Source organism: Streptomyces sp. URMC 126 (assembly GCF_051386555.1).
Classification (GTDB): domain Bacteria; phylum Actinomycetota; class Actinomycetes; order Streptomycetales; family Streptomycetaceae; genus Streptomyces.
Genome location: NZ_JBPQTX010000057.1, coordinates 1 through 20,680, shown reverse-complemented (window position 1 = coordinate 20,680; position 20,680 = coordinate 1). Strand labels below are relative to the sequence as shown.

Annotated in this window: 21 protein-coding genes and 2 pseudogenes; 15 read left to right on the top strand and 8 right to left on the bottom strand. The window is 71.0% G+C overall.

Going from position 1 to position 20,680, the window contains the following annotated elements; genetic code table 11:
* Positions 1-320: 320 nt before the first annotated feature.
* The 3 genes from ACSNOK_RS10015 to ACSNOK_RS10005 all read left to right on the top strand — a co-directional run bounded on the left by ACSNOK_RS10015 (position 321) and on the right by ACSNOK_RS10005 (position 3,066).
* Positions 321-1,970 (top strand): hypothetical protein, encoded by a 1,650-nt coding sequence (locus ACSNOK_RS10015; protein ID WP_436780249.1) that lies wholly within the window; start codon positions 321-323, stop codon positions 1,968-1,970.
* 92 nt (positions 1,971-2,062) lie between these two features.
* On the top strand, positions 2,063-2,503 hold the full coding sequence (locus tag ACSNOK_RS10010; RefSeq protein WP_436780248.1) for a hypothetical protein: 441 nt from the start codon (positions 2,063-2,065) through the stop codon (positions 2,501-2,503).
* Positions 2,504-2,679: 176 nt separating this feature from the next.
* Complete coding sequence (locus tag ACSNOK_RS10005; RefSeq protein WP_436780247.1) at positions 2,680-3,066, top strand: hypothetical protein; 387 nt, start codon at positions 2,680-2,682, stop codon at positions 3,064-3,066.
* A gap of 336 nt (positions 3,067-3,402) precedes the next feature.
* Here the strand turns inward: ACSNOK_RS10005 and ACSNOK_RS10000 are convergent, their stop codons facing one another.
* Entirely contained in the window at positions 3,403-4,335 is a 933-nt protein-coding gene (locus ACSNOK_RS10000) for a LysR family transcriptional regulator (protein WP_436780246.1), read from the bottom strand.
* Between the two features lie 112 nt (positions 4,336-4,447).
* On the opposite strand from ACSNOK_RS10000, the gene ACSNOK_RS09995 reads away from it, so the two are divergent.
* Entirely contained in the window at positions 4,448-5,278 is an 831-nt protein-coding gene (locus ACSNOK_RS09995) for an oxidoreductase (RefSeq protein ID WP_436780245.1), read from the top strand.
* Between the two features lie 147 nt (positions 5,279-5,425).
* On the opposite strand, the gene ACSNOK_RS09990 is transcribed toward ACSNOK_RS09995, so the two are convergent.
* Complete coding sequence (locus ACSNOK_RS09990; protein ID WP_436780244.1) at positions 5,426-7,006, bottom strand: SMI1/KNR4 family protein; 1,581 nt, start codon at positions 7,004-7,006, stop codon at positions 5,426-5,428.
* 538 nt (positions 7,007-7,544) lie between these two features.
* Between ACSNOK_RS09990 and ACSNOK_RS09985 the strand changes: the two genes are divergently transcribed.
* On the top strand, positions 7,545-8,516 hold the full coding sequence (locus ACSNOK_RS09985; RefSeq protein WP_436780243.1) for a CHAT domain-containing protein: 972 nt from the start codon (positions 7,545-7,547) through the stop codon (positions 8,514-8,516).
* A gap of 12 nt (positions 8,517-8,528) precedes the next feature.
* Here the strand turns inward: ACSNOK_RS09985 and ACSNOK_RS09980 are convergent, their stop codons facing one another.
* A complete protein-coding gene (locus tag ACSNOK_RS09980) occupies positions 8,529-8,660 on the bottom strand; it encodes a hypothetical protein (RefSeq protein ID WP_436780242.1) in 132 nt (43 codons plus the stop codon).
* Positions 8,661-9,475: 815 nt separating this feature from the next.
* Between ACSNOK_RS09980 and ACSNOK_RS09975 the strand changes: the two genes are divergently transcribed.
* Positions 9,476-9,892 carry a hypothetical protein gene (locus ACSNOK_RS09975; RefSeq protein WP_436780241.1) on the top strand — a complete coding sequence of 139 codons (417 nt, stop codon included), beginning with the start codon at positions 9,476-9,478 and terminating at the stop codon, positions 9,890-9,892.
* On the opposite strand, the gene ACSNOK_RS09970 is transcribed toward ACSNOK_RS09975, so the two are convergent.
* Positions 9,881-10,300: a hypothetical protein gene (locus ACSNOK_RS09970; protein WP_436780240.1), complete on the bottom strand. Its 420-nt coding sequence runs from the start codon at positions 10,298-10,300 to the stop codon at positions 9,881-9,883. The genes ACSNOK_RS09975 and ACSNOK_RS09970 overlap by 12 nt on opposite strands.
* Positions 10,301-10,457: 157 nt before the next feature.
* Between ACSNOK_RS09970 and tap the strand changes: the two genes are divergently transcribed.
* The 5 genes and pseudogenes from tap to istB all read left to right on the top strand — a co-directional run bounded on the left by tap (position 10,458) and on the right by istB (position 16,500).
* Complete coding sequence (tap, locus tag ACSNOK_RS09965) at positions 10,458-12,611, top strand: telomere-associated protein Tap (protein ID WP_436780239.1); 2,154 nt, start codon at positions 10,458-10,460, stop codon at positions 12,609-12,611.
* 86 nt (positions 12,612-12,697) lie between these two features.
* Positions 12,698-13,093 (top strand): hypothetical protein, encoded by a 396-nt coding sequence (locus tag ACSNOK_RS09960; protein ID WP_436780238.1) that lies wholly within the window; start codon positions 12,698-12,700, stop codon positions 13,091-13,093.
* 3 nt (positions 13,094-13,096) lie between these two features.
* Positions 13,097-13,651, top strand: coding sequence for a telomere-protecting terminal protein Tpg (gene tpg / locus ACSNOK_RS09955; RefSeq protein ID WP_436780237.1), 555 nt, complete (start codon positions 13,097-13,099; stop codon positions 13,649-13,651).
* 474 nt (positions 13,652-14,125) lie between these two features.
* Positions 14,126-15,706: pseudogene (istA, locus tag ACSNOK_RS09950) on the top strand (IS21 family transposase).
* Entirely contained in the window at positions 15,703-16,500 is a 798-nt protein-coding gene (gene istB, locus ACSNOK_RS09945) for an IS21-like element helper ATPase IstB (RefSeq protein WP_436780236.1), read from the top strand. The pseudogene istA and the gene istB overlap by 4 nt, the downstream one beginning before the upstream one ends.
* 57 nt (positions 16,501-16,557) lie before the next feature.
* Here the strand turns inward: istB and ACSNOK_RS09940 are convergent, their stop codons facing one another.
* Positions 16,558-16,854: a hypothetical protein gene (locus ACSNOK_RS09940; RefSeq protein ID WP_436780235.1), complete on the bottom strand. Its 297-nt coding sequence runs from the start codon at positions 16,852-16,854 to the stop codon at positions 16,558-16,560.
* Between the two features lie 298 nt (positions 16,855-17,152).
* Here ACSNOK_RS09940 and ACSNOK_RS09935 point away from each other — a divergent pair, with 298 nt between their 5' ends.
* Positions 17,153-17,554 (top strand): LuxR C-terminal-related transcriptional regulator, encoded by a 402-nt coding sequence (locus ACSNOK_RS09935; RefSeq protein WP_436780234.1) that lies wholly within the window; start codon positions 17,153-17,155, stop codon positions 17,552-17,554.
* Here ACSNOK_RS09935 and ACSNOK_RS09930 read toward each other — a convergent pair.
* Both ACSNOK_RS09930 and ACSNOK_RS09925 read right to left on the bottom strand, forming a co-directional pair.
* Positions 17,531-17,854, bottom strand: a complete 324-nt coding sequence (locus tag ACSNOK_RS09930; protein WP_436780233.1) for an AzlD domain-containing protein — start codon at positions 17,852-17,854, stop codon at positions 17,531-17,533. The two genes, ACSNOK_RS09935 and ACSNOK_RS09930, sit on opposite strands and share 24 nt — an antisense overlap.
* Positions 17,851-18,507, bottom strand: a complete 657-nt coding sequence (locus tag ACSNOK_RS09925) for an AzlC family ABC transporter permease (RefSeq protein WP_436780232.1) — start codon at positions 18,505-18,507, stop codon at positions 17,851-17,853. The genes ACSNOK_RS09930 and ACSNOK_RS09925 overlap by 4 nt, the downstream gene beginning before the upstream one ends.
* Before the next feature lie 86 nt (positions 18,508-18,593).
* Between ACSNOK_RS09925 and ACSNOK_RS09920 the strand changes: the two genes are divergently transcribed.
* Positions 18,594-19,166 carry a helix-turn-helix domain-containing protein gene (locus tag ACSNOK_RS09920; RefSeq protein ID WP_436780231.1) on the top strand — a complete coding sequence of 191 codons (573 nt, stop codon included), beginning with the start codon at positions 18,594-18,596 and terminating at the stop codon, positions 19,164-19,166.
* Positions 19,167-19,191: 25 nt separating this feature from the next.
* Here ACSNOK_RS09920 and ACSNOK_RS09915 read toward each other — a convergent pair whose 3' ends face one another.
* Entirely contained in the window at positions 19,192-19,401 is a 210-nt protein-coding gene (locus ACSNOK_RS09915) for an SDR family oxidoreductase (RefSeq protein ID WP_436780254.1), read from the bottom strand.
* Here ACSNOK_RS09915 and ACSNOK_RS09910 point away from each other — a divergent pair.
* Both ACSNOK_RS09910 and ACSNOK_RS09905 read left to right on the top strand, forming a co-directional pair.
* Positions 19,382-19,582 (top strand): bacteriocin immunity protein, encoded by a 201-nt coding sequence (locus ACSNOK_RS09910; protein ID WP_436780230.1) that lies wholly within the window; start codon positions 19,382-19,384, stop codon positions 19,580-19,582. The genes ACSNOK_RS09915 and ACSNOK_RS09910 overlap by 20 nt on opposite strands.
* A 440-nt stretch (positions 19,583-20,022) precedes the next feature.
* Positions 20,023-20,680: pseudogene (locus ACSNOK_RS09905) on the top strand (FtsK/SpoIIIE domain-containing protein); the annotation flags it as partial.

The window sequence follows — 20,680 nt, the reverse complement described above, 5'->3', positions numbered from 1 at the left end:
CCGCCGGACGGCGCCGGATCCCCACCCTCGGTGACCGGGGCGCACCCCCGTCAACTCCCGGTGGGCGCCGGGCTGTCAGGATCCTGCCCTACTATGCGGCATGCGGAAGCCTGTTTCGCCCGAGCGGACCCGCGTTCGGCGCCGCGGCCGAGGCCGTTGCCGGCCGGCCCGCCGCCTGGCACGGCCCGGGGCTGTGCCAGGCGGCGAGGCTTGTGCGCGGGTCCGCATACGCCGGGCCGCAGGCTGTGTGCCGGTGCGATCCCCGACGACGGGCGGGATCGCTCGGATCGACGAGTTCACGGAAGGCTGGGAGGACACGTATGGCGGTGGAAGCCGGCACGCAGCAGGACGGCCGGATCGTCGGGCGGGTGTGGACGGTACGCCTGGACCCCTACGGCCGTCCCTCCGCCGGCGCGGTGAAGCTCTCCTGTTCCCACCCGCCCTGCCCCGACCAGCGTTTCCCCGAAGGCGCCGCCGCGGGGCGCAAGGCGGCCATCGCCCACGTCAACGCGCACTTGGTCCGCGTCCGCGCCGCCGGGGGACCGCGCGGCCAAGCGGGCTGCGCCTGCCGCGCCGCCGACTGCGCGTGGCACATCCCCGATCCCGCCACAGCGCGCGGTGCGGCCGGAGCGCCGACGGGTTCGACGCAGTGCGGGGGACCGATGGTGCTGACGGTGTACGCGGACCGGGCCGGACGGCTGTGGCGGATCGCGGAAACGTGCGCGCGGTGCGCGGCCGCCACCACCGACTGCCGCGTCCTGGACACGGCACCGCCACCGGGACGCCGCACATCGGCCGCGAAGCAGCCGGTGATGCGGAAGCCCGCCACGGGACGGGACGGGGAGGACGGCGCGGCGGAGAACGTGACCGCGCTCTTCTCCGACCACGCCGCTCCGCCGACACCCCGGGACGAACCGGCTCCCGCAGCGGAGGGGCCATCGCTACCCCGCGCCCGTGCCCGCGCCACCTCACCGGCCGGCGCTTCCCGGAAGGCGCGGCGGTGGGGCAAGATCGCGCAGCGGATCGTCCCGCAAGATCTCCGGCCTGACGTCCTGCGCTTGGAGCTCATCGAGCTGGGAGACGCCTTCCGGGCCTACCAGCAGCGTCCCGAGCCCGACCTCGCCCTCCTCGCCGAACTCCACGAGCGCAAGGCCCGCGCCTTCGCCCTGTGGGCCGACGTCAGCGGCGACGAATCCCTGCGCCACGAGGCACAACGGGCCGAGCAGGCCGCCCACACCACCCGCGACATGCACGCCAACCGCACCGGCCAGTTCCTCGGCGAAGCGGCCGGGGGGGACCAGCCCGCGGTGCCGCGCCTGCTGACCCGTCCGCAAGGAGCCCAGGCCCGTAGCGCCCTGGAGTACGCCGCCGCCCATGCCCCGTCCGAGCAGGCCGAGGTGCGCCTGGCGGTCCTGATGCTCACCCTGCGTGCCGCGCGCGCCGGCACCGGGAACGTCACCGGCCAGGACCTCACCGGCTGGCTCTCTCATGACGCCGAACGCGTGCTGGGCCAACTGGTCGCCGACCGCTGGCTGGACCTCCCCGGGACCGTGGCCGAGGCGATGGCCTCCCGCTCCGAAGACCCCACCGCCTTCACCGTCCCCTCCCTGCTGCCCGACCAGGCGGACCGGTTCGCCCTCGGCAAGACCACCCGCGCGAAGGTCTCCGGCTGGGCGCAGAAGGTCGTAGGAGACCGGAAGGTCCGCAAGAAGAAGCTGGGCGCCACCACCCGGCTCCTCGCGCTCTACACCGCCGCGTTCGCCCGCCCCGACGGCCGCCTCGGCCACGTGGAAGACGGCGGTCTCCCCCTGGACCGGGTCGCCGCGTTCTGCGTCCTGCCCCCCGACCAGGTCGCCGAGCACGTCGACCTCCTCGCCGGCGCCGACTGGCTCACCGACACCGACCTCACCGAGGAGACGCTGCGCGGACGGCTCACCGAACGCGTCCTGCCACTGGGAGGACTGCTGTAACGCGCGAAGGAACGCCGACGTCCGGCGCGGTGTGAGCGCCGGGAGCCGGTATCCCTCCGGGCGCGGCACGGGCACGGCACTAGGCTGACCGGATGTCGAACACCTCTCCGCCTCCAACGGCGCCCCGGAGCACCGCCGCGGTGCCGCCCCTCCCGTCCCGCCTGAGGAAGCGAATCCTGTCCGTCCCGGTCGCCACGGCTCTGGGGGTGGCGTGTGCGGGCTATGCGCTGAAGGCCGAGGCGCATCGCGGCGACCGGTCGGTGCCGTGCAAACCCATGCGGGCGCCGGTCTCGACGAGCGAGTACCTCGCCGCGTGGGCCGGCCTGGCCCTGGGGGTGACAGCGGTGGCCGTGTGCCTGATGGCGGCCTTCAGCATGAACCGGAGCCGCGGGGTGGGCCTTGCTTCGACGAAGCCGGGCCTGCTCGCGTCTGCGAGCGCGTGGCTCAACCTCGTGGCGATACCGTTCGAGTCGCTGGCCCTCTTGCTGGCCCACCGGCCTGCCGGCGTCTGGCCCGGCGGTGACTGCGGCTGACTCCGGCCGGAATCGGGGAGAGTCGCTGCGGGCGCCGGCTCTTCGTCAAAGACTTGACGTGATGCGGGGGATCGGCATTGGACGAGCAGTCGCACGCGCCCTGAGGCCTGTCCTCCGCGCGTGAACACTGTGCCCGGCAAGCGGACTTCCGCTCCACAATGAGAGGGAAAGTCACCATGGGATTGCTCCTGTTTCCGGCCGACGGGGAAACCGGCGGCCCGGAAGTCTGTTTCTCCTACAGGGGATTCGGGGCATTCCGGCGGCGACTCGCCCTGGCCGAAGGGTTCCGCCTCGACGAGATGCAAGGGTTCGGTGGAGACAGAAGCTGGACTGACGTCTCCACCGAGCTCGAACCGCTGCTCGACCACCCGGACGACCACGGGAGGTCATTGTCCCCTCAGGAGTGCCGGGCGATGTTGCCGCGCCTCAGGAGCCTGGCGGACGAGTGGGCATCGGACGAACCATCGGACCCGGAGCTGCGGGAACATGCCGGCAACGCTCATGACCTCGTCGAGGTACTGGAGGTCTGTGTCCGGAAGAATGCCGAACTGAGCTTTGGCTGACGAGAGCTCCCAGCCCTCGGCCAAGGGATAAGCCCACGATGACCGGGGAAATCGTCGTCGACCGGTCCAAGCCACGGCGGAGCGCTGCGCAGAAGCACGGTGATCCGTACGTCGCAAAACGGATAGAGGCCGCGCGGACACGGCTCGGCGCGTGCGGCCTCGACGACGGCGGGCCGGGAATCGTCCAGGCCCCCCACGCCGTCGCGGCATCGGGAGCTTCGGACAGGTCTCCGCCCTCGGCGCCCGAGCGGTCCGCCCGCAGCCGACGCGACCGGACCGACAGTTACCACCATCCCCGCCGGTAGCGGACGAGCCCCAGGCCGGCGCACCGCGCCGTCACCCGCCGCCCCCTCCCGCCCGCCGTCGTCCGGCGGCGACCGTGGCCCGGCACGCCTCCGCGTACGCCCGCACCAGCGGCCGGTGATCGTCCTCGCGGCGCCAGGCCAGGGCGTAGTGGCCGGGGCTGATGCCTCTCACGGGGCGGGTGGTGACGCCGCCCAGGGTGATGAGGGGGGCGTTGCCCGCCGCCACCAGACAGATGCCGAGGCCGGCGATCAGCGCCTCGTACGTCTCCTCCGTGCTGGCGATGAGGGCGCCGATGCGCGGCGGGCGGCCGGCGCGGGCGTCGAGGGCCAGCCAGTAGTCGCGCAGCGGGCCCGCGCTCGGGGGCAGGGCGAGGAACGGCTCGTCGGCCAGGGCCGAAAAGTCGATCTCGGCGTGGGTGGCGAGCGGGTGGGTGTCGGGAAGGGCGACGAGGCGGGGCTCCTCGGCGAGGACCACCCACCGGTAGCGCTGCGCGTCGGGCAGCGGCAGCCATACGAAGGCGACATCGGCGCTGCCGTCGGCCAGACCCGCCGTCGGGTCGTCCCAACTCACCTGGCGCAGGCGGGTGGTGGCATCCGGGTGCGTGGCGCTGAAGCGGGATCGGACGGCCGGGAGGAGCCCGCCCCGCCCCGGGCTGGTGCTCATGCCCACCCTGAGCGTGCTGCGCTGTTCGGCTTTGGCCGTCTCCACCGCGGCCGTGCCGGCCTGCCACGCGGCCAGCACCGTCCGCGCGTGCGGCAGCAGGGCCTCGCCGACCGCCGTCAGGGCCACGCCGTGCTGGTCGCGCCGGAAGAGCTCCGCGCCCAACTGCGATTCCAGCGCGCGGATCTGTTTGCTCATCGCCGGCTGCGAGACGTACAACCGCTCGGCGGCGCGCGTGAAATGCAGTTCCTCGGCGACGGCGACGAAGTAGCGGAGGTCTCGGGCGTGGACGTCCATGGTCATAACCGTTGGCTATCACGGTGGATCTTGGACAGGCAACGGCTTTCGACGGCAGTCTGATCGACGTCAGGACGACGGGATGGCGAGAGAGCCGAACGACCAACGGGGAGTTGCCGTGAACAAGGTATGGCTGGTGACGGGTGCGAGCAGCGGATTCGGGCGGGTGATCACGCAGGCGGCGGTCGCCGCCGGTGACGTGGTGGTCGGCGCGGCCCGGCGCCCGGAGGCGCTGGACGATCTGGTGGCCGCGCATCCCGACCAGGTGGAGGCGCTGCGGCTGGACGTCACGGACACGGCCGCCATCGAGAGCGCCGTACGGGACGTCGTGGCCCGGCACGGGCGGATCGACGTGCTGGTGAACAACGCGGGCCGCACGCACGTCGGCGCCGTCGAGGAGACGACGGAGGAGGAACTGCGCGAGCTGTTCGACCTGCACTTCTTCGGCCCGGCGGCCCTCGTGCGGGCGGTGCTTCCGCACATGCGCGAGCGGCGCTCGGGCGCGATCGTGCAGATGAGCAGTATGGGCGGGCAGATGTCCGTGGCGGGCTTCGGGGCGTACAGCGCGACGAAGTTCGCGCTGGAGGGCATGTCCGAGGCGCTCGCGGACGAGCTGCGGGAGTTCGGCGTCAAGGTGCTGATCGTGGAGCCGGGCGCCTTCCGGACCTCGCTGTTCGCGACCGGCCGGGCCGGGGCCAGCGTGGACAGCGGGCTGTACGCCAAGGTCGGCGAGACCCGCGCGGCCGTGGCCGGCGGGGACGGCTCGCAACCGGGCGACCCGGCCAAGGCGGCGGCGGTCATCCTGGCCGCGCTGGAGGCGGAGCGGACCCCGCTGCGGCTGCCGCTCGGCGACGACGGGGTGAGCGCCGTCCTCGCCCACCTCGACCAGGTCCGGGAGGACGTCCTCGCCTGGGAAAAGCAGTCCAGGGCCACGGCCTTCGACGCCTGAGCCGATACGGCCTCCGACCCCGGCAAAGGGCCGCAGACCGCGCACCAGGTAGCTGGCGTCCGTTCTGGCCGGTGGCCCGTGCGCCGGTGGCCGCCGGAACGGACAGCAGGCCGGCGCCGGTGAGCAAATGCGCGCCCCTGTCGGTGCTCAGTGCCGGGCGCTCGGTGTGAGGTTCCCGGTAACGCGCAGGGCGTCACTCGTGTCCAGGCCCAGCCGGGCCGTCCAGCTGAGGGCCTGCTCCAGTGTGGCGTCGCCGTCGACCAGGCGGGCCGCGGCGAGCGCCGGCGGGAGCTTGCCCGCGCTCAGCAAGGCGGCCCACTGCCCGGCGGTGAGCGAGAGGTAGCGCAGCTCGGTCAGGTCGGCCAGTACGGAGAGGTCACCGACGTGCACCCCTGAGAGGTCCAGGCCCCGCAGGTTCGGAATGGTGGGAAGTACGGCGATGTCAATCGGCGTGCTGCTGTCCAGGCTCAGGGAGGTGAGGTGAGGGTGGGCCTGGAGGGGGCTGAGGGTGCCACCGGCCAATGTCACGTGGAGCGATTCGATGGGCAACTCGCTCAGTGGCGCAAGGTCTGTAGTGGAGCACCGGTTCAGGCGAAGCAGTCTGAGGCCGGAGGCAGCGCGCAGCGGAGCGAGATCAACGGGAACCGGGGCGTCGTTGAGGGAGAGGGCCTGCATGGTGTGCGGCAACTCGTCTGGTATGTGGTCATCGGCAATCCACTTCCGGTCGTCGTCCGTGCCGGGAAGCGGTTGCAGCAACTCCAGATTGTCGTCGTACGTCTCGAATGCCCCCAGTTCGAGCTGTTCGAGGTTATGGCCCAGCAACGAGGTGATGGAGTCGGCGACATAGACCGGCCCCTTGTGGTAGTCGCGGCCGATGCGGATGATCTGCCCAGGCCGGCCGCCGGGGGCGGGGGAGAGGTCGACGGCCAGGTAGTTGCCGTCCTCGCCGCTGGCGAAGGGCACCCACCCGGGGTGCCCGTCGCAACGCCGGACGGTGCCCGGCGGTTCGGCGTCGAAGATCACCCGGCTCCAACCCAGTTCCCAGGAGAAGTAGCCCGGCTCCCGCATCCGCGCGTGGACGGCGATCATGCTCTTCAGGGGCAGCCAGGCGTTGCCGCCCAGCAGGTAGCGGTGCTCGTAGCCGGTCTGGTCGCCGTCGGCCACCTGGTACAGCGCCCGCAGGTCCGGCGGCAGCGGTCGGCCGACACGGCGCTCGGCCTCATCCAGCGCGTCCGCGGAGGCCGGCGGCGGCAACTCCTCGTCCCGGCCGAGCACCGCCGCGCGCCGCTCCAGGCAGGCGCGAAAGCGAGCCCGCGCCAGGTCAGGGTCGCCTGCCGGCGTCGCGGTGGACCCGGCTTGGGCGAAGCCGGGCTGCGGCAGCCGGTACGCGCTGTCGAGAACGGTTACGAATCCGCCGCCCCGCCCGCGCAGACTGCTCACCGTGTCCCGCCAGGCCACCAGCCGGTACTCTCCGGACGGCTGACATTCCAGCTCCACACTGGTGCTCTCCCAGCCCCGCACGTTCCGCACCTCTTCCGCCAGCAGACGCAGCTCTTCGAAGGGGCTGGGGGTGGAGAGGCGCCAGGACTTCCGTCCGGGGACCGCGTAGTCCCCGGCGACACCGACGCTTGCCTGGCCCGCCGTGCTGGCGAGCACGGCCCGCTGCCATCCCGGCGGTGCGCTCGCCACCATCACGTCGGCGATCCGCCGTACCACCTGCTCCACCATGACCGAACTCCCCTCGTGATCAACGCGCCCGCCATCATCGCAGGGAGCACGCAGTGCGAAGGCCTGTGGCATCGGTGGCCGTCTCCGCCCAACGCTCCGGCTGCTTGACGAGGTGCCGTGCGGGTGGTTCGACCGTGCGTCGACGGCGTGCGTTCCGGGCCTGCAAGCCGCGGCTGTGCAGGGTGAGGGCCTGCCGGGCGTCGTCACGTTCCCGTGTTCTCTGCTCGAACCGTTCCAGGCGCCGGCCGGCCGCCTCCTGCGAGGAGGCGATATCTCGCAGGAAGGGCAGTTGACGGGGAGGGCTGAGCGGGGCGGACGAGGGAGACCAACATCGCGTCCCGGCCGCCTTCTGGTCACGCGTGCCGCTGCACCGTTCGGTATGACTGTGTAACAGCCAAGGAACCAGCGGTGACAGGTGCGCCGGACGGTGACTAGCCTGTATCCGCACAGGAGTTGGTACGAGCCTGTTGTATGGGGGAGCGGATGTCAGGCGAGGACCGCGAACCGGGCTTACGGGCGGGAAGGCGTTGTTGGGGATGTGCTGCACTGGCTGTGGCAGACGGTGGCATCGCCCGTGCTGGCCGCTTTGGCACGGCTTCCCGAACTGGCAGGGTCAGCGGCACAACCGCATGTGTGGTGGATCCCCACCGGACCGCTGACGACCCTCCCCCTGCACGCGGCGCTGTCCGCCGACGGTCGCTCGGTCCTCGACCGTGTGACGTCCTCCTACACCCCTACGGTGAGTGCGCTGACGCGGGCCCGAACGGTGCGGCGCGCCCCGGACCGCGACCGGCGCCCCACCCGCCATCTGCTCGTCGCGCCCGCCGTCGGTGAACTCCCGGCGACCAAGCGGACATTGGCCGATCTCGCCACGCTGCTGCCCCGCAGGCAACGCACCAGCCTGGTGGGCTCCGAGGCGACCTGGGACAAGGTCCGCGAGGAACTGCCCCGGCACGCCTGGGCACACTTCGACTGTCACGCCGTACAGAACTTCGACGAACCCCTCACGAGCCGTCTCTCCCTGCACGACCGCGATCTGACCGTCGCCGATCTCACCGAACTACCGGGGAACGCCACGGAATTCGCACTACTTGCGGCCTGCACCACTGCAGCCGGGGGCAGCCTCGTCCGCGACGAGTGGGTCAGCCTGGCCGCCGCCCTGATGTACGCCGAGTACCAGGCTGTCATCGGAACGCTGTGGCCGGTGCCCGATGGACCCACCGCTCGTATCGCACGAGATGTCTACGCCGCGCTGATCCCGCCGGCCGAAGAGCCACGCAGTAGCGAGCGCACCGACGCTGCGTCGTCGAAGTGGCGCCGGTTCCTGCGCCGCCTCCTTCCGTTCGCCGGTCGCCGGTCGTCGGCGCCGAAACCGCCCGGGCTGTTCCGGACCGTTGACCTCAACGCCTTCGACAGCGCACGCGCCCTGCAGCGGGCCCTGCTCCGTGAACGAGATCGCCGCCCCGACCATCCGAGCGCCTGGGTGTCGTTCGTGCACTACGGCGTCTGAAGGCCCTGCGGCTCAGCGCTTGCGGCCCACACCGCCGAACATGGCCACCTCGTCCGGCTCTTCACCGCTCGCCGCCACACGCCAGCGCGAGCACGAGATCACGCCCGGCTTCAGGAGCTCCGGGCCGTGGAAGGAACCGCTCATCAGGCTCGGCTGGTGCGGCTGCAGTGGGACCTGGAGTTTCGGTGCCTTGCAGAACCTGTAAGCGGCCCGGGGCTCCGAGGATCTGCCGCCTGACTTTCCGGGCCGCGGTCGATGTGGAAGCGGCCCGCGAGCGGGTGACCCGCGGGCAGCTCGCCGTCGTGGCCGCACGGGAGGCGTGGGCCGACGCAGGGTTCCCTGTGCTGTTCATGACGGCGTGGTCGATGCCCGGAGGGTGGGCGTATCGATGGGCACGATCATCGGCGGGGCGCCGGTCCTGGTCACCGCCGAACACACTTTGTCCTCGCGCGGTGCACGATACGTCTCCCCCTTGGCCCGGCGGGACACGTCGCCTTCCCACGCCTCCTATGTGACCGTGTGACCGGGCATCGGCGCGGTGCACGGTGGTTCCTTCGTCTGCGGCAGCATGGAAACCAGGACTGCCGACTCCTTCCCGAATCAGGAAAGTCCGCCCGGCATGATTGCCGCGACCGGGTGCGCCGCCCAAGGGGTGGGGAGGGGAAACAGGCAGCGCACAGGTACGCGGTACTGCCTTGTACGGCCGTCTCGAATCTGCCGGAACCCCCTATCGAACGTATGGCTGTATTGACGGTTGGTCATCGGCTGGTTCAGCCCCTGGGGCTGCGGTACATGAAGCCGCGCTTCCCAGAGAGGAACCCCTATGGTCATAGAGCCGACGCAGGAGCAGCAGGCCGCCCGTGAGGTGTTCGCCTCCGGCTGGGACCTGGCCCGGGTAGCCGGGGCGGGGCGGGCAAGACGTCCACACTGATTCTGATGGGCGCGGCCTGGCGTACCCGGTGCAGCCGATCGATGTGCAGTACCCGAACCGGTCGGCACTCGGGCACGCCATCGACTACCGCCTGCGCCTCAGCCTCGGTGGCCGGCTCGGACTGGCCGTCGTCGCCGGTGTCATGCTCCTTGACGAGACCGGACCGCTGCGCGGCGCACCGGCCCGCGGGGCCCGCAAGGCTCTGCGCGCGGCGGACCGCGAGCTGCTGGCCACCGTCGACACCTACCTCACCGACCCTGGCAGTCTGGAGGAGAACGCGCTCATCCGGCTGTGCTTCGTGGCCGGCTTCTTCGAGGACTCGCCCGCCACCCAGCTCTCGGTACAGGCCTTGTCGGCGGCGTGCCGTTCCTTGATGCGGGTAGTGAAGTCGGCGGGGGCGATGCGGGCGTTCTCGACTTCGGGGTGGTCCGCTTCAGTCGGGTGAGGAAGAACTCCGACCAGCGGTCGGTGACTTCCTTGCGGCGCACTTCGTGGGTGGTGGCTGCGGCTCCCGGACGGCCTGTGCCGTCTCCATCTGTTCCTTGGCCGTCTTGATGACCTGCTGCTGGGCGCTGATGTAGTCGGCCGACTCCAGGCACTCCTTGAGCTGGGCGACGTCGCGGCTCAGGCCGTGGGCCTCTTTCTCGGCTTGTTGCGCGGCTTTGAGGGCGGGCTGAAGATGCTCCGCGTCGTAAGTGTCGCGGGCAGTGAGCGCGGTGGTGGCCGCCGTATCGGCCTGGGCGGCCTGGTCGGCGGCGGCCGCCGATGCCTCCTGAAGGCGCCGCAGTCTGAGCAGGAGCCGGTCCACATTCGCGCGGGCTGCGGCGATCTGCTGCTCGCGCCGGTCTTCCACGCCGTCGGGGCTCTGACCGCATTGGCGGCACGGGCCCGGCTTCCGCCAAGGGCCTCGGAGGCGAGACCCGTCCCTGAAGCCGCGGCAGGGACAGGTAGCTCCCAGGTGGGTTAAGGGATTGGTTAAAAGTTGGGGTAAGTCTTGCTAGTGTTCAGGCATGGCAACCAGTGAGGAAGAGCTGTTCGCGAACGTGGACGCTCTGCTGGAGGAGGAGCCGCAGCTTCCGCCGCCGGCAGAGCGCGCTCGGCTGCGCGAGGCCGCGGGTATCACCCAGGTCCGTATGGCGAAGGCCCTGGGAGTGACCGAGCAGACGGTGAAGAACTGGGAGAACGGCCGCTCCGAACCGAAAGGGGCGCGCCTGACCGCGTACCAGCGACTGCTGAACGGGTGGGAGGCGAAGTACCCGCCGCAGGCCACCGCGACCGCGCCGGCCCCCGCCGCGCTCGCCCCGGCCCCTGCGGCCGCGGTCGCCACGCCGCAGGTGTCGGCCACGTTCACCGGCCCGGCCGTCTCCGAGGCGAAGACGCCCGCCCTGGTGGAGGCTCCCGCCGCCCCGGCCACCCCCGGGCGTGCTGCCCGTCCGGCCGCCTGCCCGGCAACGTCGTCGCGGGCTTCGGTGGCGAAGAAGGCCGCCGTACCCGCCTTGGACCCGCGGTTCCCGCACGGTCCGCTCGCCGTGCTGGATGGTGACGGTTCCGCGTACGGCGTTGACGGGATCGTGCTGGACTGTCCGGCGGTCACGGTGGTGGAGCTGGTGGAGTGGACGCTCAAGGAGTCCGGCCTGGGGGCGCCGAAGCTCAACCGGTACGGCAAGGACTCCGACCCGCTGATCGTGCTCACCACGTCCGCTGCCGTGAAGCTCGGGCTGCCGGAGCGCTTGGAGGGCCGTGAGCAGCGCCGCTCGCTGCGCCTGCCGGAGGATCACCCGGTCGTCGAACAGGTCGCGAAGGCCCAGTGGCAGCTCACGCAGCGCGGGTTCGGCCCGTGGGCGCGCATCTACCGCAAGGCCCACGGCCGCGACCGGCAGTGCGTGCAACTCGCGATCCTGCCCTGGGACGCCCTGGATGAGCGGTCCTGGCCCGGCGTGGCCGACATGGAGCCGGCCGACATCGCCCGGGTCCTCGGTGTCTACGCCCAGCGCGTCATCACTCCGCGCGGCTCCACCGCCGTCTCCGGGCTGGAGCTGATGACGGCGCTGCGCCCGCCTACCCGGCCGGTGCGCGATGAGGAGAGCGGCAACTGGATCTCCGCCCGCAACCCCGGCAGCTTGGGGACGGAGCCGATGGACCCGGCGCCCCCGGAGGCCACCCCGGAGCACCCTGTCGTCGTGAACTCCGGTTGGAGCGGAGGCTTCCTGAACGAGGAGGCGTATCAGTGGGTGCGGTCGGTGGAGCTGCTCACCGATGAGGAGTGCTACTTGCCGTACGCGGTCGGCTTGGATCTGAACACGGCGTTCCTCGCTGCCGCGGCCCGCCTGGTCGTCGGCCTGTCCGCCCCCGACCACTTCCGCGCTCCGACGTTCAATCCGAAGATCCCCGGCTCCTGGCTGGTCGACCTGTCCCACATCGAGCTGGACCCGCGCCTGCCCTCCCCGTTCACCCCGGACGGCATCCGGCCGACGGGCCCGGCCTGGTATCAGACGCACACCGTCGCCTACGCCCAGGAGCTCGGCTACGACGTCCACCCGATCGAGGCGTACCTGCGCCGCGAGACCGGCGCCTACCTGGACCCCTGGCACGACCGGCTCAAGACGGCGTATGTCGACACCCTCGCCGACCTCGGCGTCACCCGCGACCTGTCGGACGCGGAGTTCCTCGCCGTGATGGAGCGGCACAAGCAGGTCGATCCGGCCCTGGCCGCCGTGCTGTCGGCGATCAAGGCGACGGTGAAGGGCGGCGTCGGCAAGCTCCGCGAGCGCCCCCAGGGCAAGCACTACAAGGACGGCGAGCGCTGGCCCGCCCTGGAACGCCCGACCTGGCGCCCCGACATCCGCGCCGCCGTCATCAGCAAGGCGCGCATCAACATGCACCGCAAGCTGCTGAACATGTCCCGGATGACGGGCCTGTTCCCGCTCGCCGTGCTCTCCGACTGCGTCGTCTACCCGAGCCCCGGCGACAGCCCGCTCGCCTTCCTGCCGTACGCGGCCTCGGGCAAGCCCCAGCCCGGCGGCTTCCGGCTCGGTCCCACCCCGGGTCTGGCGAAGCTGGAGGGCGTCCAGTCGATGCTGTGGGCGGTGGACCTGATGGAGCAGGGCCTCAACCCCGCCCGGCACATCAAGGGCGGCGACGCCGTCTTCGACGAAGGCGAGTAGCGGCCGCAGGCCACCGACACCGGCTGGCTGCCATCCCCCCCCCAGGCCGGGGCGGATGCCGAATCGCACCGAAGGAGTCGTAACCGATGAACACCCCCGATGCCCTGCCCCCGCGGTGGCCCGTCCCCACCGCCCCGCCCACCCATGACCCGGCGCTGTTCGCGCGGGCGATGCGGGACATGCGTCTGACCCGGCGCGCCCGAGGCGTCCTGGCCGAACTCGCCACCGGCTACAACCGCGGACAGGAGCCTACGGTCAGCAGCGAACCGGTCTCCCGCACCCGTGACGAGCGCCTGGCCGCTGAGGGCCGCGACGCCTTCCGCAAGGCGGTCGGCGAGCTGCGCGGCTTCGGCTGCCTCACTCCCGACGCCACCACGGTCTCGGGTGTGGGCGAGCGCCTGGTCACGGACCTCGTCCCGGCTGCAGGCGCCCGTCTGATCGCCCAGCGTTACGGCCCCGGCTCGATCACGGACGGGAGCTGACCGGTGGGAGACATTGACGAGGCCCTCGAGCGCGCCGACTTCGAGGCGTTCACCCGCGAGCCCCCGAAGAGCCTGAAGGCCCGCATCAACTTCCTTGTGGGGCAGTTGAAGACCACCAAGGCCGTCGCCCAGGAGATCGGGGTCAGTCGGCGGTCGGTGGAGCGCTACCGCACCGGTGAGCGTAAACACCCGCCCAAGGACATCGCCGACCGGATCGATGCGGCCGTACGAGCCCGCTGGCAGCCGAAGGTCCGAGGGCGGCGCCGCAAGCAGGCCGCCACCGCCACTGGCATCACCATCGAGACCCGGGCCCGCTTCGGATACACCGCGCCGGTCGGCACCACCGACGACGGCCGAATGCGCCGGCTGACCGTCCACCTCCCCCCGACCTATGCCCGCCGCCTGTTCGACGCGCAGCAGCAGGGCGCCACCGACCAGCAGATGCGTCACATCGTCGCCGAAGGACTGCAAGAGGTGTATTTCAAAGACGGCGGACGCCGCGCCGATGGTCTCGAAGTCGCCCTCACCGACATCGACTACTTCGACGTCTCCTACTGACACCGGACTTGGAGAAACGCGCAGGCGGTCATGCCGCCATGGTGGATTGTCAGAGGAGAATCGTCGCGGGTTGCCAGTCGTTTAGCTGGGGTGACCTGCTGGAGGGCGCTGGCAGGTAGTGACGGGTAAACGCTGATATGAGTGTCGAAGTGCCCTGCCTTGCCGACTCCTGTGACGGTGCGGAGTCTGGGTTGGTCAGAGGTGTGAGGTCTGCTGTGAAGCCTTCTCGGTTCACGCGGAAGGCCGTTCCGGTCTGCTCGGCCGCATTATTGGCTTTATCGGGCAGTTGTGACGGCGCTTGTCGATGGGGTTGGGAGGCGCCCTGTTCCACGGGTGGGTGATGTCGACGAGTTTGGGAGGCATCGGGGGTCTTGCCGAGGAAGCGTCGGGGTGTTCCTGGTGGTAGGTGCTGGTCATGCCGCGGATGGCGAAGGTCGAGCTGTACGCGGCGATCCGGCGTGACCACCTGGCGGCATGTCGATGCGGGGGCTTGAGCGCAAGCACGGCGTGACGTGGCGGACGGTGCGGAAGGCGTTGGATTCGTCCTGGCCGGAGCCGCGCAAGAAGCTGCCGCCGCGGGCGACCGGGGTGGACCGCTACAGGCCGGTGGTCGACGAGATCCTGCGGGCGGGCCTGGACGCGCCGCGCAAGCAGCGTCACACCGTCACCCGGATCTTCCACCGGCTGGTCGAGGAACATGGCGCCGACGTCTGTGACGGGATGGTCCGCTACTACGTCGCGGCCCGGAAGCCGGAGATTCTCGTCGAGTCGGGCAAGGCCCCGCTGGAGGCGTTCGTCCCAGACCCACCAGCCCGGTCACGAGGCGGAGGTCGACTTCGGTGACGTGACGATCCGCCTCGCCGGCGAGCTGGTGACCTGCTATCTGTTCTCCTTTTGCCTGTCGTATTCCGGCAAGGCCGTCCACCGCGTGTTCGCCTCCTGCGGCCAGGAGGCATTTTTCGAAGGCCACGTCGACGCACTGCGCCACGCTGGGCGGGGTCCCGCGAACCAAGGTCCGCTACGACAACCTCAAGGCCGCCGTCACTCGCGTGCTCGGGCTGAGCCGGGCGAGGGTGGAAGCTGACCGGTGGATTGCGTTCAAATCGCATTACGGCATGGAGAGCTTCTCCTGCCGCTCAGGCATCGAGGGCGCCCACGAGAAGGGCGGCGTCGAGGGCCAGATCGGCTACTTCCGCCGCAATCACTTCGTCCCCGTCCCCGAGGTCTCCTCGCTTGCCGAGCTGAACGAGATGGTCGAGCACTGGGACCGGCAGGATGACGCCCGCCGCATTGGCTCCAGGTCGCGGACGATTGCGGAGGAGTTCGCGCTCGAACGACCGCTGCTGATGCCGTTGCCGGAGGGAGCCGTTCGAGACCGGGCGGCTGTTGACTCCACGGGTCGACCGCTACGGCCGGATCCCGGTCCGTGCGAACCGCTACTCGGTCCCCATCCGGCTGATCGGCAAGCGGGTCAGGGTCATCCTTCACGCCTCTCACCTCGTGGTTTACGACCAGAACGTGGAGGTGGCTCGGCACGAGAGGCTGATCGCCAAAAGCGCCGTCCGCCTTGAACTGGACCACTGCCTGGAAGTCCTGGTCCGCAAGCCCGGCGCGTTCCCCGGCTCCACCGCCCTCGAACAGGCCCGATCAGCGGGCACGTTCACCCCGGTCCACGACGCTTGGTGGACGCAGGCCATGAAGCTCCACGGCGAGAGGGACGGCACCCGCGCGCTCATCGAGGTGCTGCTGCTCGGACGCCACATGACGCACGAACACGTCGTCGCCGGCCTGGCAGCAGCCCCGCGGGGGGCCGGGGCCATGACCGCGGACGCGGTCGCGCTGGAGGCCCGCAAGGCTGCCCAGGCCGAGACCGAGCCCACACCGGACACCCGGCCCCTCGGCCAGCCGCCGGTGACGGTGACGTCCCTGCACGAGTGGCGCCTGGCGCATCTTCCGCCGGACACCAGGCCGCTGCCCTCGGTGTCTCACTACGACCAGTTGCTCCGACGCCGCCGCACCAGCGGCAGCGGCCACCGTGAGGGAGAAGCGCAGTGACCATGCCCCGACAGCGAGGGTTGACCGAGCAGGCCGCCGGCGCCGCGATCGACTCCGCCTGCCGCCTGCTGCGGCTGCCGTCGATCCGCAACGAGTTCTCCGACATCGCCGACCGGGCGATCAAGGACCAGATGACCTACCGCGGCTTCCTCGCCGAACTGCTGATGGCCGAGTGTGACGACCGTGCCCGCCGCAGGTCGGAGCGGCGGATCAAGGCGGCCGGCTTCCCCCGGGAGAAGTCCCTGTGGTCATTCGACTTCGACGCCAACTCGAACATCGACCCGGCCACCATCCACACCCTTGCCGGCTGCGAATGGATCAAGAAGAGCCAGCCCCTCTGCCTCATCGGCGACTCCGGCACCGGCAAGTCCCACATGCTCATCGCGCTGGGCACCGAGGCCGCGATGAAGGGCTACCGCGTCCGCTACACCCTCGCCGCGAAGCTGGTCAACGAGCTGGGCAAGGCCGCGGACGAGAAGCAGCTGAACAAGACCATCGCCCGCTACGGCCGCGTCGACGTCCTCTGCATCGACGAACTCGGCTATATGGAACTCGACCGCCACGGCGCCGAACTCCTCTTCCGGGTCCTGACCGAACGTGAGGAGAAGAACAGCGTCGCCATCGCCTCCAACGAGTCGTTCGGCGGCTGGACGAAGACCTTCACCGGTCCACGGCGCTGCGCGGCCATCGTGGACCGCCTGACCTTCGACGGCACGATCATCGAGACCGGCACCGGCTCCTGCCGTCTCGCCTCCACCCGGGCCCGAGCCGAAGAGCCGGCCAAGGCCGTCTGACGGCTTCCCTGCAACCCGCCACCCTTCATGGGTGGCGGGGCGCCGACCAGCTGGTTCTCACTGGCCGAGGGAGCCGTTCTGCTCCAAGCCGTCCATGAACTGCTCGTGCACCCTCAGCTCACGCCTTCTGCCTGGGCTCGTCAGAACGATGGTCTTCGCCTCCGCTAGCGACGTGGGACCGGCTCCCAGCAGTTCACGCGTGATCACCACCGCATCAAGCACCTCGACCCGGCGTTCACTCAGCAGCCGCTGCACAGCAGCCATCCCGCCGTCCGCTGCCAGCAGTGGCCGGCACTGGTCGACGAGCACTTCAAGGCGGGCCGTTCTCTCCGGGCTCAGCCCTCTGATCGCCATCGCACTGTTCCTTCCCTCGCGGATCCGAACTCCTCCTCGATCATCCCGGACGCTCGGACATCGGACTGCCTTCATGTCTCGTGAACTTCAGCGAGCCAGCGGATCACCAATTGCCTCCCAGGCTGCTCAACAAACGCTGCCGCTTGAAGTGAACGAAGCCGCATTATCGGCTGCCCGCCCCAACTTCGCTGGATCCCGGACCGGGATTCCACCGTTTGCCCGGTTCGGCTTCGGCAGATGCTGCAAGCCGGTCGGCACGTCGTGACCGGCATACTCCGCGAGTGGGCACGAGCAGCACATGAGGGTCGGAGTCATCAAGGAGGCGAGCCGTCCGCCCGCGGAGCGGGGCCGGGGCCCCCGAGGCGGCCGCTGCCGCACCGGGCGGGGGAGGGAGGCGTTCGGGAAGATAGCGGCGCTTTCCCGGCGGGAACTGGAGGTCTTCCGAGCGTTGGGCAGGGGTGCCTCGAACCGTGCGATCGCGGCCCGGCTCGCCATCGCCGAACGCACGGTGAAGGCGCACGTGGGCCGGATCCTGGCGAAGCTGCGGCTGGAGTCCTCGGCTCCAGGCAGGCCTCGCCTCCTGTGCCTGGCTGATGTCACTGGACGGTGGGCGCCCGTCGGTGCCGCAGCCGGTCCCGAGCTCGCCGTCGACTTGCTCACCGACGGCGGGGACGCCTTACGAGACCCCGAGCAGGCGTAGGGCCGCGGTCACCGCCGCGGCCGCCAGGACCACTGCGAGGAAGGGGACCTTGCGCCAGGCGAGCAGCCCGGCCGCCAGCACTCCGGCCGGCCGGGCGACGCCGGCGGGGCCGTGGCCCTCGGTGAGTGCGGTGGTGGCCACGAGCGAGGCCGGCAGGACGACGGCGGAGATCTCCATGAGCCGCTCGGCGCGTGGAGGGAAGGTGATCCTGCTGCGCAGGAAGGGGCCGGCGAGCCGGAAGGCGAAGGTGCCTGCGGCGAGCACCAGCGTCGCGGCGATCAGGACGAGGGGGTCGTTCATCGCCGGGTCTTCTCCCGTACGGCGGTGACCGGCAACCCGGTCAGTGCGAGCAGCACCGGCAGGCCGGCCGGCAGGAAGGGGGTGGCGGCCAGCGCGATGGCGGCGCCGGCCAGGCCCGCCCGGCGCTTGTCCCGTTCGCGGAAGGCCGGGACGATGAGGGCCAGCAGGACGGCGGGGAACATCGCGTCGAGGCCGAGGGCGTCGGTGTCGTGGACGACCGAGCCGATCAGGCCGCCGGTGAGGGCCCCGAGCGGCCAGCACACCAGGATGCCCAGGCCGCAGGCCCAGTAGGCGGCGCGCTTGCGGGGCATGCCCTCCTGGGCGAGGGCGAAGACGACGGTCTCGTCGTTCAGCAGGTGGGTGCCCAGCAGACGGCGCCGGCCGTGGCCGAGGACGTCGGGCACGGCCAGGCCGAACGGCAGGTGGCGGGCGTTGACCAGCAGGCCGGCGAGCACGGCGGCCACCGGGCTGCCGCCGGCCGCGACGATGCCGACGAAGAGGAACTCCGACGAGGCGGCGAGCACGGTCAGCCCCAGCACCACGGGGAGCCACAGGGGCAGGCCCGAGGCGACGGAGATGGCCCCGTACGACAGCCCGATGACCCCGACGGCCAGGCAGACCAGGCAGATGTCGCGTAACGGCGCGCGATCCATCGTTCTCCATATCGAATGCACGTTTAGTAGAGTGAACACCGTCGGTGGCGTTCGTCAACACGAACGCATGACTTATGGAGCGAACGATGGCGCAGGAAGCGCAGGTCCCCGCGAAGGTCCCGCTGGAGTCGATCGCAACCGCCCTGCGCCGCGAGCGCACCCGGGCCGGGCTCTCCCTCAGCGAGGTCGCGCGGCGGGCGGGCATCTCGAAGTCGACGCTCTCGCACCTGGAGGCGGGCAACGGCAATCCCAGCCTGGAGACCTTGTGGGCCCTGTGCGTGGCCCTCGACGTGCCCTTCTCCCGGCTGCTCGACCCGCCGCGCCCGCACACCCAGGTGATCAGAGCCGGCGAGGGCGCGGCGGTCGCCGCGGCCGGCTCCGACTACCGGGCCACCCTGCTGGCGGCCAGCCCGCCCGGCGCCCGGCGCGACGTCTACCGCATCGACGCCGGTCCCGGCACCGTCCGGGCGTCGGACCCGCACATGCCCGGGGTGGTGGAGCACGTCCTGCTCGCCGGCGGCCGGGCCCTCGTCGGCGTCACCGGCGAGGCCGTGGAGCTCGAACCCGGCGACTACGTGGCGTACCCGGCGGACCTGCCGCACGTTTTCGAGGCCCTCGCCCCGGATACCCGCGCGGTCCTCGTGCTCGAGCACCCCTGAGACGCCCGGGCGGCAGGAGCAGCCCTCAGCGCCCCATGCCCAGCCCGCCGCCGACCGGAACGACGACCCCGGCGACGTACGACGCCCCGAGGGAGGCGAGGAAGCACACCGAGCCGGCGACCTCCTCGGGCCGCGCCGGGCGGCCCTGCGGCACCTGGCCCAGGATGCGGTCGCGGCGGGGGCGGGTCCCGCGTCCGGTGTGAAGGGAGAGGTTCGTGACGCGTGAGGAACTTATTCAGCTCGTGGAGGACGTCATGACGTGCTCAGGCACGGAGGTGGAGCAAGACGAGCTGGTGGAGATGCTGAGAGAGAACGTTGCCCATCCGAGGGTGTTGGACCTGATCAACGCTGACCCGCAGCTTTCCGCCGAACAGATTGTGGACCAGGCGCTGGCGTATCGGCCCATCGCTCTGTAAGGGAGTCCTTCACGCGCAGGTTTCCGGAGACATCTTTTTTGGGGGACGTTGGTGCCGGTGAGGTTGTCGTGGCCCGGGCTGGAATCCGCATCGGTTTTAGCTTCTGGGCCGGCATCCACGGCGGACGCATCGCCACCCGCTTCGGCTTCTGTGTTTCCGCATGGAAAACGCCCGTGATGACGGCGTCTGTGCGTGGCGACTGCTGACCTTGGGTGATCCTGGCGGCGTACAAGGCGGGCGTCTGACTGCCGATGCCCGGTGAGCGCTGCTTCGCGGAAGATCTCGCCCTCGGCTAACCCTGGGCGCCTGCCGCCGAGCGGTTCCTGCGTGAGGCCCTGTCCGGTTGTTTTCGTGTCTCTTGGGTGGCTCTGGCTGTGCGGTATTGAAGACGGTGGCGTCGGGGGCTTCCGGGGGGAAGAGCAGTGGAGCTGCGGCTCAGCGTGAGTGATCCCGCGCACGGTGACCGGACGGACGTCCTGGTCGACGCCGATCCCGTCACCGCGGTGGGCGGGTTGGCCCGGGATCTGGCACGGTGGCTGGGCCCGTCGGTGGACGGACAGCGGCTCCCCGCCCTCCACGTCGACGGATACCCGCTGGACCCTGACATCCCCTTGGGTGCGTCCCCGCTGCGGGACGGCGCGATCGTCAGCGTGGCACACCCCACCGGCTGCCCGCCGCCGCCGGCTCAGGGCATCGCCGAATTACGCCTCGCCGGCGGCCCCGACGCGGGCGGCGTGCACCGCCTGGGCCCCGGCACCGCCGTCGTCGGCAGCGGACCAGAGGCGTGGATACGGCTCGACGACCCCGCGCTGCCGCACTCCGCCGTTGAAGTCACCGTCGCCGCCGACGGCGACGTCACCGTACGGCCTCTCTTCGGTACCTCGGCGACCCTCGACGGCCGGCCGCTCACCGAAAGCCGCCCGTGGCGGCGGCGCAGCGTCGTCGCCGTCGGCCACACCCTGCTGGAACTGCACACACCCGGCTTCCCCGACACCGCGCTCACACCGTCCGAGGACGGAGCGGGACTGGACTTCAACCGGCCGCCCAGGATCACCCAAGGTCAGCAGTCGCCACGCACAGACGCCGTCATCACGGGCG

Bases quoted from the DNA above. Each gene is read 5' to 3' on its own strand.
- ACSNOK_RS09980 (WP_436780242.1), bottom strand. From the start codon at position 8,660: ATGAGCGGTTCCTTCCACGGCCCGGAGCTCCTGAAGCCGGGCGTGATC.
- ACSNOK_RS09960 (WP_436780238.1), top strand. From the start codon at position 12,698: ATGAACACCCCCGATGCCCTGCCCCCGCGGTGGCCCGTCCCCACCGCC.
- ACSNOK_RS10015 (WP_436780249.1), top strand. From the start codon at position 321: ATGGCGGTGGAAGCCGGCACGCAGCAGGACGGCCGGATCGTCGGGCGG.
- ACSNOK_RS09940 (WP_436780235.1), bottom strand. From the start codon at position 16,854: ATGGCGATCAGAGGGCTGAGCCCGGAGAGAACGGCCCGCCTTGAAGTG.
- ACSNOK_RS09925 (WP_436780232.1), bottom strand. From the start codon at position 18,507: ATGGATCGCGCGCCGTTACGCGACATCTGCCTGGTCTGCCTGGCCGTC.
- ACSNOK_RS10000 (WP_436780246.1), bottom strand. From the start codon at position 4,335: ATGACCATGGACGTCCACGCCCGAGACCTCCGCTACTTCGTCGCCGTC.
- ACSNOK_RS09935 (WP_436780234.1), top strand. From the start codon at position 17,153: ATGAGGGTCGGAGTCATCAAGGAGGCGAGCCGTCCGCCCGCGGAGCGG.
- ACSNOK_RS10010 (WP_436780248.1), top strand. From the start codon at position 2,063: ATGTCGAACACCTCTCCGCCTCCAACGGCGCCCCGGAGCACCGCCGCG.
- ACSNOK_RS09990 (WP_436780244.1), bottom strand. From the start codon at position 7,006: ATGGTGGAGCAGGTGGTACGGCGGATCGCCGACGTGATGGTGGCGAGC.
- ACSNOK_RS09930 (WP_436780233.1), bottom strand. From the start codon at position 17,854: ATGAACGACCCCCTCGTCCTGATCGCCGCGACGCTGGTGCTCGCCGCA.
- ACSNOK_RS10005 (WP_436780247.1), top strand. From the start codon at position 2,680: ATGGGATTGCTCCTGTTTCCGGCCGACGGGGAAACCGGCGGCCCGGAA.
- ACSNOK_RS09920 (WP_436780231.1), top strand. From the start codon at position 18,594: ATGGCGCAGGAAGCGCAGGTCCCCGCGAAGGTCCCGCTGGAGTCGATC.
- tap (WP_436780239.1), top strand. From the start codon at position 10,458: ATGGCAACCAGTGAGGAAGAGCTGTTCGCGAACGTGGACGCTCTGCTG.